The following is a 14,240-nucleotide window of genomic DNA, read 5'->3' as shown; positions in this document are numbered from 1 at the left end:
AAGTAATTACTTCTTTTTTGTGAAACTAAATTTGCGTTTAGGAAGATATATTTTTTTATTTTTTAGGAGAGGCAACAAAACATTTTTTAGTATATTAGCAAAGAAATAGTAAGAAAGACATACTTATTAGTATTGTCCTTTTTATTCCAATGCTTTACATAATCAATTATGATTGACGAGTCAATTGAAATAGAACTACGGAAAAACCTGAAAGATATTTTTGGATTTGATAATTTCAGAGGAGAACAGGAAAAGATCATCAAAAGTATTGTTTCAGGAAATAACACCTTCGTTATTATGCCGACAGGAGCGGGGAAATCTTTGTGTTACCAGCTTCCTGCCACTGTATTGGACGGAACATCCATCGTGATTTCCCCGCTGATCGCCCTGATGAAAAACCAGGTGGATCAGATGACAGCTTTCGGAATAAATGCCCAGTTCCTGAACTCTACGCTGAATAAAACTGAAATGAACCGTGTGAAGAACGACGTTCTGAGCGGTACCTGTAAGTTGCTTTATATTGCCCCCGAATCGCTGACTAAAGAAGAGAATCTTATTTTCCTTAAAAAAGCGAAAATCTCATTTGTAGCCGTTGATGAAGCCCACTGTATCTCTGAATGGGGCCACGATTTCAGACCGGAATACCGCAAGATCAGAAGCATCATTGAAAGCATCGATGAGCGACTGCCTATCATCGCCCTGACGGCTACGGCAACGCCTAAAGTGCAGCTTGATATTCAGAAAAATCTGAATATGGATGATTCGGTGCTTTATAAGACCTCGTTCAACAGAGCTAACCTTTATTATGAGGTAAGACCCAAACAAAATGCCAAAAAACAACTGATCAAGTTTGTTTCTCAGAATAAAGGTAAATCGGGGATCATCTATTGTCTGAGCAGAAAGAAAGTTGAAGAAATAGCCGAATTGCTGAACATCAACGGTTTTAAGGCCCTGCCTTATCACGCAGGTCTTGATTCGGATGTGAGGATGAAAAACCAGGATGCGTTCCTGAACGAGGACTGTGACGTAGTGGTAGCCACTATTGCTTTCGGAATGGGCATTGATAAGCCGGATGTCCGTTTTGTGGTTCACTATGATGCTCCCAAGTCATTGGAAGGATACTACCAGGAAACCGGTCGTGGAGGCCGCGACGGACTGGAAGGAAACTGCCTGATGTTCTATGCCCTGGATGACATCACTAAGCTGGAAAAATTCAATAAAGATAAAAACGTAACAGAGAGAGACAACGCCAAAGCCCTGCTGATGGAAATGGTCTCTTATTCAAGTCTCGGAGTCTGCAGAAGACGTCAGTTGCTGAGTTATTTCGGGGAACACATGGAGAAAAACTGTGGTTTCTGTGATAACTGTAACAAACCGACCAAGACTTTCAGAGGGGAAGAAGAAATTGCACTGGCTCTCAATACCATCCTGAAAACAGATCAGAGGTTCCCGCTTACGCACATTGCGGATATTCTTACGGCCAATACCAAAGACAATGCCTATATCAGCAGTTATGGTCATGACAAGCTGGAGGAGTTCGGAAAAGGACTGAAGTTCTTCAGCCTGAACGCCAAGCCTGATAAAGACGATGACGATGATGAGGAAGAAGATGATGAGGGAAACACCGTATCAAGACCAAAAGCAGATCTGAATGCAGATAAGAAAATTGACGCGACAGACAAATGGATTTCTGTTCTTCGTCAGTTGCAGGTATTCGGATACATTGATAAAGACATTGATAATTACGGTGTTGTAAAGTTAACAGAGAAAGGCTTCAGCTTCCTGAAAGACCCTTATCCGGTGACTCTATATGAAGATCACAACCTTGATGAGACAGAAGGCAGCGGTGATGATGAACTGCAGCAGTCCCCTGGCCCGAGTGGTGGCGGTGGAGCTTCTGACCAGGCCCTGCTGGAATTGCTCAAGGCCCTGAGAAAGAAAATAGCCAAAGAGAAAAATGTTCCGCCATATGTGGTATTCCAGGATCCTTCATTGGAAGAAATGGCCACTACCTATCCGTCTACCCAGCAGGATCTAGCCCAGGTAAATGGGGTAGGCATGGGTAAGGTTCAGAAATTCGGTAAGCCTTTCCTTGATCTGATCAATAAATATGTAGATGACAATGACATTGAAACCACCCAGGATCTTCTGGTGAAATCAACCGTCAACAAGTCTAAAACAAAGATTTTCATCATTCAGCAGATAGACCGTAAAATTGACCTGGAAGAAATTGCCGAGTCAAAAGACATGAGTTCGGATGAGTTGCTCACAGAAATCGAACACATCTGTTTCTCGGGCACCAAACTGAACCTTGACTATTATATCAACCAGGTGATTGACAAAGAGCGTCAGAAGGATATCTACGAATATTTCATGACGTCTGACTCTGATAACATCAAAATGGCTTTGAAAGAATTCGAAGAAGGAGATGATGAAATCACGGAAGAAGAACTGAGATTGATGAGAATCAAGTTCCTATCTGAAATGGCTAATTAATTGGATAGAGGAAAAAAGGTGAATTTGTTGGATAAAGAAAAACTCCGGTAGCGATACCGGAGTTTTTTATTTATAAGATTGTTTTATGATAATCCTTCAGGCCCGCAAACCCCTATATTCTTTGCTCCAGGCCTTCAGGCCGGAGGATATAAATCAATTAAATCTCCTTTTCAAAATATCGAAAAACTCTTCTGCTTCTGCACTTCTCAGGTCCCATTTGAACTTCGGCATGTAGTTTCTCAGCATCTGCTCTTTGGCTTCCGTGAATGAGCTGCAGGCTTCCAGTTCGTTAACCGCCTGGTTGAAAACTTCGTACTTGCCCTCAAAAAGATTATTGATAAAAAGGAATCGCTGGTTTAGAGAGATGGAGCCGCTGATAGACTCTATTTTGCGTTTCTGGTGAAAATCAGACAGGGAAGCTCCATGATTCTGGCCTTCAGTCAGTGACTCGTTGATGGTTTTGCTTTCATTCGTCAGCTTTTCATTCAGTCTCTGCTCCACAGGTGGCTGAGTAGGGGCAAACGTTTCAGTCACAGACTTCTCTGCTACCACTTCTACCACATCTGCTGATTTTCTGACAGGCTCGGCGGGTTCGATTTTCGGGAATTCACGAAATACAGGCTCCGGTAATGCCGCGGCCTGTTCCTGCATTTTAGGTATATCGTTTGAAAAATCGGTATCGAAGAATGAACTCCCTTTTTTAGCAGGGGCTGCCGTTGGTGTTGAGCCGAAACCAAAAGGAAGTGGTAATATCTGGCTGAAATCCCTGAGGGCTTTCTCATGGTTCTCAATCTTATCATCCGTAATGATTTCCTTCACCCAATCGATCGCCTGATTGGCGTAAACAAACTGAAGGCCGCTGAGACGGTTAAGCATTTCTGACAAAACCCAGCCATAATCCTTGAAAAAACGGCCGTTGTTTTTCAGCCATTCAGAAGTAAGCTTGAAATCGGGAAGATCACGCATCAGGTTTTCAAAAAAACTGACCGGAGAAATATATAATTCGAGTGTTTTTTTTGTCGATTTTGTCAGAAGGGGAATAAAATTGTCTTTATTTACAAGAATAAACCTTGACAATACATTCATAAAATCAGCAAGGGCTTGTTTAACCTCCGATTGCTCAAAGTCGAAATAAGGACTTTTTAATCTTTCGGTTTCAGTTTGCCACTTATCATAAAGCTCCCTGATGGTCAGAAGATTAAGCTGTTTGCTTTCAGTCAGGTTTAATATTTCACCCCCATTGATCGTCAACTTGTTTTTAAAGTACTCATCACTTAACAAAGCAGCAAAAGCTTTAGCATAATTTTCGGCTTCTTGTAAATTCCACTTGTAGGTCATTTCTAAATTTGTTTTTTTTGTATCCCTGTCGGACAATTTGCTTCAAATTTATTGCAACTTTTTTGCCAGACTATTATCAAAACGAAATAAATCATAAAAAAATGTTCATTGAGCCAAAAAGAGGTAGAAGTAAAGATTCCAGGATGGGATGGATCGAGGTGATATGCGGCTCAATGTTTTCGGGAAAAACCGAAGAACTGATCAGAAGACTGAACCGGGCGAAGATCGCCAAACAAAAAGTTGAGATTTTTAAACCTTCCATAGATATCAGGTATCACGAAGAAGACATTGTTTCGCACAACCAGAACGCCATTCGTTCGACACCTATCAATGCTGCTACCGAAATCCTGCTTTACACGGGCGATTGTGACGTGGTAGGTATTGATGAGGCCCAATTTTTTGACGAAGCCGTCGTTGATGTAGCAAATAGTCTGGCCGCCATGGGAAAACGCGTCATTATCGCCGGTCTGGACATGGATTCGACCGGGAAGCCTTTTGGTCCTATGCCCGGACTGATGGCCGTGGCCGAATATGTAACCAAAGTACACGCTATTTGTATGATTTGCGGAGACATTGCCCATTATTCTTATCGTAAAGTGAGCAACGGAAACCAGGTGATGCTCGGTGAAGCGGATACTTATGAAGCCAGATGCAGAAAATGTTACCATCTTCCAGATGAAAGTGCCGAAAAGCTGTAATTATATTTCTCTTTTCTTTAAAACCCGGCTTTTTATGCTGGGTTTGTTGCTATGTGGTGTTTCTACGGATATTTTTAGCCAGATACCTACCAAAACATGGAGAACTCATTTTAATTATACCGATGCCAGGGGGGCGGCGTTGGCGGGTAACCAGGTGTATTGTTTTACCGTCAACGGTTTCTTTGCGTACGATCTGTCGGCAAAGGCCTATAAGAAGCCCGGAAAGGAGCTGGGACTGCACGGGGGTGTTATCTCCACCCTTGAGTATGCTCCGGTGCCACGGAAGTTGATTATAGGCTATCAGGACGGTGGTATAGATCTGGCTGAAACAGATGAAAAGGGGCTGATCACCCGTGTGAAGTATGTAGATGACTTTAAGACCTCCGAAATTATTCAGGGAGGCAGAAGTTTCGGAGCAGTGGTGGTGAATGAATCCCAGGCTTATTTGAGTACCGGGCAGGTTATCCTGCTGGTTGATCTTCATGACGATTACATCCGGGAAGTGATCCGTAATTTCGGACCGAACGGCTCAAGTCCCGGTATTGCCGGTCTTAAAAGTACGGCAGACAGTCTTTTTGTTAAAACTTCCTCAGGCAATATCCTGGCCTCTTCTCTCGGTGCTTCCAGCAATATCCTGTTTTACGGCAACTGGTTCAGTTCAAGCCGGAAATCTCTTTTCGAAAACCAGGTCGTTTTGCCGGCTGGCGTAAACCCGGCTTATGTAAATCAGGTAAGAAGGGATGCTAACGGTAAATATTGGATTTCAGATGGTGTCAGGGGTCTTCTTTCGGATGTTTCCGGGGCATTTCTAAGTTATGTCCCTGAAGGTCTGCCTGTCAGCGACGGATTGCTGACCAGGATCAATGATAAAGTTGTTTTTCAGAGCAGCAGTGATTTTTTCTTTGAAGATAACAGCTGGAAAGCCTACTCAGGTGGAGGAGTCAGTGCCGTTCAGAAAGATACTTACGGCAATGAATGGTACATCAGCGGCCGTTTCCTGGTAGTCAGTAAAGGCGGGGCCTCTTACACATACAGCATTTCAAATGGTTTGCCAGGCAACGCTGTTTCGCTGGTGATTGATCAGAATCAGCAGGTATGGATAGGGACGGATAACGGCGTTTCAGTGGTTCAGTCCTCCAATGTAGCGGTCACCAATCCCAGGGTACCTTTTAATCCTGTTTTTGGAAATCAGCGATTGCTGATCCGCGAGGTTGTTCCGGCGATTGTCTCTGATCAGGGCAACCGGAAATGGATCGGAACAGAAAAAGGCTTATACCTTTTCAACGAAAGCGGAGAGGAGCAGATTGATTACTTTAATGAACTCAACAGCCCGATGCCCGACGGTAAAATCCGGAACCTGGCGGTTCACCCCTTATCAGGTGAGGTTTTTGTGCAAACAGGCTCAGGAGTAGTTTCATATCAGTCAGACGCTTCAGGCAGTCGCGATGATTTAAGCGATATCCTTGTGTACCCTAATCCTGTCAAAACTGATTTTCAGGGTGTTCTGACGATAGATCGTCTTGAAAATGAGACGGAGGTAAGGATTACGGATCTGGGTGGAAATCTGGTGTATTCTACGACCTCAAACGGAGGTAAAGCGACCTGGGACCTGACAAAAAACGGAGTTCGTGCTCCCCTGGGTATTTATCTGGTATTTTGCCGCTCTTCCACAGGTACAAAAACTGCAAAATTTGTCATCAGGCCCTGACAGATTCATTTGAGATACCTGAGAAAATGAGTTTTATATAGCTTCTGAGCCACCCATTTGATTCGCCTTGCCATATTTTTCTTGCTGGTTGAAAGCGGGGACGACATGAGCCCGTTATGAGAGCCTTGTTCTGTGAGTGTCGGGTGAGCCCAGTAAACCTTGATAATGTTCCTGTCAATCATAGAGTTATGCCACCAGTCTATCACCTGGGTGCATTTGTTGGCTTTGAGGTCTTTCAGGATGGTTTCGGCGGCAAAAAAATCGATCAGATACGCACCGGCACACCTTCCGTTGTCTGCTTCATAAATGAGCTTGTCTTTCTTTATGGTTTTATACGGAGGAAATCTGAGGGTGCTGTTTTCCAGGGAGATAATAAAGCCCGGTTCCAGTTCTTCAGCTTCTCTGGCCAGTGCTGCGATAGAACAGGGGAAGTCTCCCAGGAAAAAGGGATCATTCTCAAAAATCAGGGCATACCTGTTCTGATTCTTGACGATTTTTTCATAACTGAGAATATGATTGAGTGTGCAGGATAGAGCCCCTTGGCTGAGATTTGAGGATATTTCAGGGCAGAAATACTTTCCCAGCAACTCCGGGGTGAAGTTTGAGATATCTCCATCTGTTACAAATTCATGCTCCATTCCCATTTCCGGGAAGAGCCTGTTGATTCTTTCTTCGTGTACCTCATAGCCTGTTTTGGCATGAACCACATAAATGCCCTCTATCCCGAAATCTTTCAAATTGCGTTTCATTCTGAGCTGTAGTTTTAGTGCGTTTTAAGCATGTTAAATATAGACCCTGGAAACATCCATAAGGTTGTTATCTAAGCAATACGGCAAATCAACGCACTTACAGCAGCAACATTTCATTTTTCGCATTAAATTCATATTAACTTTATAGGACTTCTTTATATAATCTCATGAAGGATCGTGTATAGACTTGAGGGGGCGTATGTACAGAACAGAAATGACGTATTCTTTCCCTGTTTAAATTAACAACGAAAAATATAGTTGTTGTAATTGGATTATTCCGGGATTGTGGAAGTGTATTTTCTGCAAAAAAACGTCGTTATCCGGAGCCGGTAAAAGCCTTTTTTTTGTGGTAGAAGAATGGCAGAAAAAGGCTGGTTTAGCCATGAAAATTGTGTTTTACAGGGCCTGAGGTATATTTGTATCGTATACATTGGTCGATTGATCTGCTATTTTGTCTACAGATTTAATTCTTTTATCTACGAAAAAAATAATTTCATCATATAGGTAATATTTGTGGATAAAATCCTACATTGCATGAAAATTATCACTAACGCTAGAAATGACTAAAGAAAAATCACTGGATGAACTCCCTTTAATGGAGACCCACGAGGGTATCGTTTTGTTTCATCCTAACATTCCCAAAAATGCTGTACAATATTTAGAAAACGTTTTGAATACCCGTTGGATCGGTCAGGGGCCGAGAGTAGAGGAATTTGAACATATGTTCAATTCCAAATTTGCTTATCCCTGTAAGAGCCTGGCAGTAGGTTCAGGTACAGATGCTCTCCATCTGTCTTATCTGCTGGCAGACATTCAGCCTGACGACGAGGTGATCGTTCCGGTTTTTACCTGTACGGCTACAAATATTCCTCTCCTGTATATAGGAGCGAAGATTGTCTTTTGTGACATAGATGAGAATCTGAATATAGACGCTAATGCTATTGAGGACCTGATCACGGAAAAGACAAAGGCCATTGTGTGTGTGCATTACGGCGGGTTGCCATGCGACATGGACAAGCTTTGGGAGTTGGGAAGGAAGTACGATCTGAAAATCATTGAAGATGCTGCCCACGCCCTGGGAGCCAGGTACAAAGGCAAAATAATAGGCAGTGAAAGTGACTTTTCTATGTTTTCGTTTCAGGCCATCAAGCACGTGACTACCGGAGACGGGGGCATGCTGACTATTAAAGATCCTGAACTGGTAGAAAAAGCCAAAAGATTGAGATGGTTTGGTATTGACCGCCTGAAAAAGCAGAAGGGTATTTGGGAGAATGATATTGTTGAGGTGGGGTATAAATATCAGATGACGGACCTGGCCGCTGTGCTGGGGATTGCTTCACTGGAAGAATTTGATGAGCACCTGGAGCACAGGCAGCGGTTGTATAAGAAATATTGTGAGGTTCTGGCCGGGGTGGAAGGCATCAGGATCATAGGAGCTGAGTATGAAGACAGAGAGCACGCCGCCTGGTTACTGACGGCTGAAGTAGATGACCGTGATAACTTTATGAGACACCTCAGAAACCATGATATCGAGTCTGCCCAGGTACATTACAGGAATGACAGGTACACTATTTTCGGAGGAAGGCAGGAAGGTAAGTTCCCGAATATGGACAGGATGGAAGACCGCTATATCGTATTGCCTCTTCATGCCAAGGTGACTGAATGTGATGTGGAAAGAATAGCTGAGGTGATCAGGAAAGGTTGGTGAGAAAGGCTGTTTATTAAAAGTATCAAATCAGATGAATTTTAAAACTTTCAAGGTCGGACTTGATTTTGATCCTGTATTTTCGATCCTGATCCCGACCTGGAATAACCTGGATTATTTAAAATGTGTGGTGGACAGTATCCGCAAAAACAGCAGACACCAACACCAGATACTGGTTCATATTAACCAGGGAAACGACGGAACTGAAGACTGGGTTCTGGCTCAGAAAGATATCGGGTATACCAAAAGTTCTGAAAACAGCGGGGTGTGTTACGGCTTCAATGCCATTTCTCATTTAGCGGTTTCGGATTTGCTGGTCCTGATTGATGACGATCTTTATTTATGCCCTGACTGGGACGAGCATCTGCTGGCTGAAATTAAAAAGATGCCGGACGAAAAATGGTGCCTGAGCGGTACGATGATCGAGCCTTATAACAAAAAGATACCGTGCATCATTCCGGACAAGGATTACGGAAGGCATCCGTCTCAGTTTGACGAACAGCGTTTTCTGAAAGAGTATGCCGGTTTTGAGAAAAAAGACTGGAACGGAAGTCAGTGGTACCCATTGGTGTTGCCTACGTTTGTTTTCAGGGCCATCGGGGGATTGAGTGTTGAGTTTTATCCCGGCATGTACAGTGACCCCGATTTCATGATCAAATTGTGGCACTACGGGGTCAGGTATTATAAAGGAATCAGCAAAAGCAGGGCTTATCACTTTGGAAGTATAAGTACCGCAAGGGTGAAAAGAAATGACGGCAGAAGTAACTTTATTTTGAAATGGGGGATGAGTAGTAATACTTTCTTTAACAACTATTTGAAAATAGGGACTGACTTTAAAGGCTACATGGAAAACCCTGAAGAAGATATGTTATTGAGTTTAAAAAAACGCATTGATCGCTGGAAAGTGAAATTCAAGAAAAGACCTATTCCGATTTCCGGAGCTTAGTCATTGCGGACGTCAGGATAAGCTAAGGGCCTCACCGGCGTCTGTTGTATACCCAAAAATGTAAAAAATGAGATCGTTTTCCTTGCGGGGCGATCTCTTTTGCTTTTTAGAAGTGTCTTATTCTGTCATTACTTGTTTGTAAAGCCTCATGATGTTATCGGCGATGTGAACATCGTTGAATCGCTCTGCAAACAGCAATCCTGCTTCTGCTATTTTCTCTCTTCTTACGGCATCGTTAAGTAAAGTCTGTAACTCAAGTCTCAACGCTTCAGGATCATAGGGATCCACATAAATTGAATCCGGCCCTCCGGCTTCCGGAAAACAGCTGCCTTTTGAGGTGATCACCGGTGTGCCTGAAAACAGGGCTTCGATGATCGGAATTCCGAAACCTTCATAAAGAGAAGGGTAGACAAAAACATCTGCCAGCTGATACAGAATGGCGAGTTCTTCACTGCTTACGCCTTTCAGAAATATGACCCTGGCTTCTAAATTGTGCTGGCTGATGTACTGCTTTACTTCTTTAAAATAAGCGGTTTCAGAACCGATAATGACCAGGCTGGTCTTTATGTCTCTGATGGCTTTGATGGCGGTCAGTACATTTTTCCTCGTTTCGATCGTCCCGACATTGAGAATGAAGTTTTGCGGGAGGTTAAATTTCTTCCGGACCTGTTCTTTCTGATTTTCAGGATATTTCTTTTTGAATACATCCTGGCATCCCTGGTACACCACCTTTATTTTTGATTCCGGAATGCCCAGGTATTCCATGATGTCCAGTTTGGTTTGCTCACTGATGGCGATCACCAGGTCAGCATTTTCAGCGGCTTTTTTGAATTTGTAGAAATGGATCTGCCGGTCGATAAATGAATAAAACTGCGGAAATTTGAGAAATATCAGGTCATGAATGGTAACGATACTCCTGATGCCGTTTTTGCTCAGGCCGGAAGGCAGCTCGCCTGAAAGGCCGTGAAATAATCCGATGTTATCATTCTTCAGGTCACGGATGATGGCTCTTTGTCTCCAGAAATTGTAAAAACTGCGGTTGAACGAACCAGTAGGTTGCTTTTCAAATACGTTGATATTATTGGGTATAAACAGGGCTTTTTTAGCCGGCTTCGGGTTGTAGAGGTAGTAATTCCGGTCGGGAAAGAAATGGCTGAGTATTCTGACCAGGTCGCGGCTGTAATTACCGAGTCCTGTTTTATTATGAAAGATTCTTTTAGCCTCAAAACCGATGTTCATATCTGTCAAATGTAGTTTACGATCCGGATCAGGGTAGCTGATACCCGGATGCCGTTTTACAAAAGTATGGATTGTCGGGCTAACAACAGTGCTGGCACTGTGATTATTCTGTAATAAATGAAGGGTGTATGGAAACAAAAAATGGGGCCGGAGCCCCATTTTATATTTATATGGTATTTTGCCTTATCACAAAAGGTATAATAACCTTGATCTGTACTCCTCTTTCACTGGCAAAGTGGTGGTTTTGTTGTTTGGATTAAAGCCGTTTAAAGCAACGGCCGCATCCGGATTGACTTTGAGCTTATCATCAGTAAGCTACTTTTACTTTTTCTGCTGACTCCTCTTCCACCGATTTTTTGTATCCGGCCAGTGCCCTGTAAGTAGGAAGCATGTAAAGCACATCATCCACTTTGTTCTGAGCAGGTTTGTAAGCTGAATAGTCTTGTTTTGACAATTCTTTGAACATACCTGACATGTAAATCAGGGTGTCTTCATTAGTGATGAAATCTACAAAAGTAAATTGCATAAACTTATTCTGAGTCTCGTTCGGAAGGAACAGGATCAGGTTGAAGTTTTTGTCTTCCATAAAAGAAAGGACAAAAGATTTATTAAGGTTTGCAGGCATTTTTTTGTGGTCTGCAAGGTAGTCGATAATTTGAGTCTCATTCGTAGATCCGTACAAATTTCCTCCGATATGTTTTTCCGTTTTCATTACTGTATCTTTTTGTTGATTAAAATCAATTTGTTATTCGATGAACAAATGAAGGCAGTTTATTTCTAAGAAACAAATGTGTCATTTTAGTGTATTTGGTGCGAAAACGGGATTTTTTAAACTAAAAAATGATAAAAAACAAAAAAGGAAGTGCGTTTTCGGGGGTTTAAAATTTAAAAAATTGCAATTCAAAAAAAGAGGTGCCAAGTCTGTATCGAAATCGAAAAAAAAAATATTTTCAGAAAATCGAAAAAAAATTAAAAAAAGACTCTATGAGTGTCGGTTTAAGAATAAAATTTGGTTTTGTGGTATAACTTAGGCTTCTTGAAAGAGTAATCTTATATAATATTTTGTATTCTATAAGATTAGTAGACTTATTGGTCAATATTGGAATTGTACAATTTTTAAGATTAATTGAATTGTTCCGTTTTTGAGGCCATGTTAAGAAGGTTTTTATTTTGTGTAATCAAATGATGATCAAATCTTCTTTATGGTCATCATGGCAGCTGCCCGCACGAGCTGGTTTTGTGAAAAATAGGAGAAAGGTGAGGGAACGGGTTTATCAGGAAAGGGAACATACTCTTTTGGTATCTCATTATTTCGTAGTTTTGCAGCTTTCAAAACATCTTTATGAAAATCAGCGGATTCACTTTTTTAAGAAATACTTCCAGTCTTTATTACCCGGTCAGAGAATCGCTTTTGTCCATACTTGATTTTGTAGATGAGTTGGTGATTGCTTTGGGAGATAATGATCCTGATGACCGTACGCTGGAATTGCTGGAATCACTGAATTCGCCAAAGATCAGGATCATCAATACAGTCTGGGATTTACAGGCTTATAAATTCGGGACGGAGTATGCCCATCAGACCGACATTGCCAAAGAGGCCTGTACGGGCGACTGGCTGTTTTATGTGCAGGGAGATGAGGTGATCCATGAAGATGACTTGCCGGAGATCAGACAAGCCTGCGAAAAATACCTGGATAAGCCGGAGGTAGAAGGTTTTGTGTTTAATTATCTCCACTTTTTTGGAGACTACGGGCATTATTTCAGTGATCATTGCTGGTACAAGAAAGAGATCAGGATCGTCAGAAACAGGAAAGACATACATTCGTGGCGGGATGCCCAGTCGTTCAGGGTTTCGCCGGATTTTAAAGGAGATTATCTGCAGCACCAGGGAACACAGAAACTGAGTTGTATTGCTCTAAAAGCGAGGGTGTTTCATTACGGATGGGTGAGGCCTCCCGAACTGATGCAGAAAAAGCAGGTTACGGCCGTCGTTTCATATTCAGGAAGTATAGATGAGAACGAGCCTGAGGTTTTTGATTACGGCCGTCTGGACCGTTGCAAAGTGTTCACCGGAACGCACCCCCGGGTAATGGAAAAGAAAATAAGTACATTGCACTGGAAAGACAAGCTCCGTTTTTCAGGCCCGGATGCGATCGGCCGGAAACTGATGAAGCATGAGAAACCTAAATACAGGATATTAAGCTGGATTGAGGAGAATTTTCTGGGCGGTTATGTGATCGGAGGTTTTAAAAACTATAAACTCCTTTAGTCGATCTCGATCACGACACCTTCCGTCAACGGATGCGAAACGCAGGTAAGTACATAGCCTTTGGCGATTTCTTTTTCGGTCAGGCCATCTTCCTCGTCCATTTTTACTTTACCTTCTTTGCAGAGGCCAAGGCAGGCCGTACACATACCCGCCTGACACGAGTAGGGCAGATCAATGTCTTTTTCGAGGGCTGCTTCCAGGATTGACTGGTGTGGTTCTACCAGGAACACATGCTCTTCACCATCATAGATTACCTTGACGGTTTGCGGTTTTAAGCTGTTATCGTCTTTTTCTTCCATGGTTTCATTGAGCATCGGAGCATTGAATTTTTCAAAATGGGCACGCTCTTTAGGCACTTCATAAACGGTATAGATCTTTTTGATTTCTTCCATCATCTGTTCCGGTCCGCACATGAAGAATTCGTCTTTGTTGAAATTTACCCCCCAGTTTTTAAGGAACATGGTCGCATTGGCCTGGTTGATCCTGCCTTTATCACCCACCCAGTAGGCCGAAGGGTTGCTGAGGATATGTCTGACCTCAAAACGGTCACCATAAGCCTTTTCCAGTTCATGAAGGGCATTTTTGAAGATAATAGAATTTTCGGAGCGGTTGCCGTAAATCAACCTGACTTTGGCATGGCTCTCTGACTTCAAAGCAGACTTGGCGATGGAGATCAGCGGAGTAATGCCGCTTCCTGCTCCGATAAGATAAATATTCCTGTCTTTTTCCGGTTCTGAATCATAATGAAAAGTACCCATCGGTTCAAGGACTTCCAGGAAATCACCTTTTTTGACGTTATCATTGAGGTAATTGGAAACCAGGCCCTGGTGAACCCTTTTGACGGTAACGCCTACCGCCGTGTCGGTATGGGGAGAAGTAGACATGGAGTAACTGCGTCTGACTTTCTTGCCGCCGTCTGCCGGGACGATAATGGTAAGGAATTGCCCTGCTTTATATTTGATTTGTTCGCTGAGTGGATGCCAGAATTCTATGGTGATGGTATCTTCTGTCTCTTTGATGATGTCTTTAACCTGCAAAAAATAGGATTTCATGCCCTGAGGAGTACTTTTATTGATAATGGGTACAAAAATA

11 protein-coding genes are annotated in these 14,240 nt (G+C 42.7%); 6 read left to right on the top strand and 5 right to left on the bottom strand.

What is annotated here, in order from left to right; translation table 11 throughout:
- Positions 1 to 168 precede the first annotated feature (168 nt).
- Positions 169 to 2,496 (top strand): ATP-dependent DNA helicase RecQ, encoded by a 2,328-nt coding sequence (locus GVN16_RS19660; RefSeq protein ID WP_166565640.1) that lies wholly within the window; start codon positions 169 to 171, stop codon positions 2,494 to 2,496.
- 153 nt (positions 2,497 to 2,649) lie between these two features.
- Here the strand turns inward: GVN16_RS19660 and GVN16_RS19655 are convergent, their stop codons facing one another.
- Positions 2,650 to 3,834, bottom strand: a complete 1,185-nt coding sequence (locus tag GVN16_RS19655) for a hypothetical protein (protein ID WP_166565639.1) — start codon at positions 3,832 to 3,834, stop codon at positions 2,650 to 2,652.
- Between the two features lie 101 nt (positions 3,835 to 3,935).
- On the opposite strand from GVN16_RS19655, the gene GVN16_RS19650 reads away from it, so the two are divergent.
- Complete coding sequence (locus GVN16_RS19650; RefSeq protein ID WP_166565638.1) at positions 3,936 to 4,532, top strand: thymidine kinase; 597 nt, start codon at positions 3,936 to 3,938, stop codon at positions 4,530 to 4,532.
- Positions 4,474 to 6,240: a T9SS type A sorting domain-containing protein gene (locus GVN16_RS19645; protein ID WP_166565637.1), complete on the top strand. Its 1,767-nt coding sequence runs from the start codon at positions 4,474 to 4,476 to the stop codon at positions 6,238 to 6,240. Before GVN16_RS19650 ends, GVN16_RS19645 begins: the two co-directional genes overlap by 59 nt.
- 5 nt (positions 6,241 to 6,245) lie before the next feature.
- Here GVN16_RS19645 and GVN16_RS19640 read toward each other — a convergent pair whose 3' ends face one another.
- Positions 6,246 to 6,989: a glycosyltransferase family 25 protein gene (locus GVN16_RS19640; RefSeq protein ID WP_166565636.1), complete on the bottom strand. Its 744-nt coding sequence runs from the start codon at positions 6,987 to 6,989 to the stop codon at positions 6,246 to 6,248.
- Positions 6,990 to 7,548: 559 nt separating this feature from the next.
- On the opposite strand from GVN16_RS19640, the gene GVN16_RS19635 reads away from it, so the two are divergent.
- Both GVN16_RS19635 and GVN16_RS19630 read left to right on the top strand, forming a co-directional pair.
- Positions 7,549 to 8,697, top strand: coding sequence for a DegT/DnrJ/EryC1/StrS aminotransferase family protein (locus GVN16_RS19635; protein WP_166565635.1), 1,149 nt, complete (start codon positions 7,549 to 7,551; stop codon positions 8,695 to 8,697).
- Between the two features lie 31 nt (positions 8,698 to 8,728).
- The gene (locus GVN16_RS19630; protein WP_166565634.1) at positions 8,729 to 9,640 is read left to right on the top strand and encodes a glycosyltransferase family 2 protein; all 912 of its coding nucleotides are present in this window, start codon (positions 8,729 to 8,731) and stop codon (positions 9,638 to 9,640) included.
- Positions 9,641 to 9,757: 117 nt separating this feature from the next.
- Here GVN16_RS19630 and GVN16_RS19625 read toward each other — a convergent pair whose 3' ends face one another.
- Both GVN16_RS19625 and GVN16_RS19620 read right to left on the bottom strand, forming a co-directional pair.
- Positions 9,758 to 10,879, bottom strand: coding sequence for a glycosyltransferase family 1 protein (locus GVN16_RS19625; RefSeq protein ID WP_166565633.1), 1,122 nt, complete (start codon positions 10,877 to 10,879; stop codon positions 9,758 to 9,760).
- A 307-nt stretch (positions 10,880 to 11,186) separates the two neighbouring features.
- Positions 11,187 to 11,591 carry a hypothetical protein gene (locus tag GVN16_RS19620; protein WP_166565632.1) on the bottom strand — a complete coding sequence of 135 codons (405 nt, stop codon included), beginning with the start codon at positions 11,589 to 11,591 and terminating at the stop codon, positions 11,187 to 11,189.
- A 630-nt stretch (positions 11,592 to 12,221) separates the two neighbouring features.
- Here GVN16_RS19620 and GVN16_RS19615 point away from each other — a divergent pair.
- Positions 12,222 to 13,148, top strand: coding sequence for a glycosyltransferase family 2 protein (locus tag GVN16_RS19615; RefSeq protein WP_166565631.1), 927 nt, complete (start codon positions 12,222 to 12,224; stop codon positions 13,146 to 13,148).
- On the opposite strand, the gene GVN16_RS19610 is transcribed toward GVN16_RS19615, so the two are convergent.
- Complete coding sequence (locus GVN16_RS19610) at positions 13,145 to 14,200, bottom strand: ferredoxin--NADP reductase (RefSeq protein WP_166565630.1); 1,056 nt, start codon at positions 14,198 to 14,200, stop codon at positions 13,145 to 13,147. The two genes, GVN16_RS19615 and GVN16_RS19610, sit on opposite strands and share 4 nt — an antisense overlap.
- Between the last annotated feature and the right edge of the window lie 40 nt (positions 14,201 to 14,240).

Source organism: Emticicia sp. CRIBPO (assembly GCF_009905725.1).
In the GTDB taxonomy this organism is placed as follows: Bacteria; Bacteroidota; Bacteroidia; order Cytophagales; family Spirosomataceae; genus Leadbetterella.
Note: the sequence above shows the minus strand (reverse complement) of the source record. Positions and strands in the feature narration are given on the sequence as shown.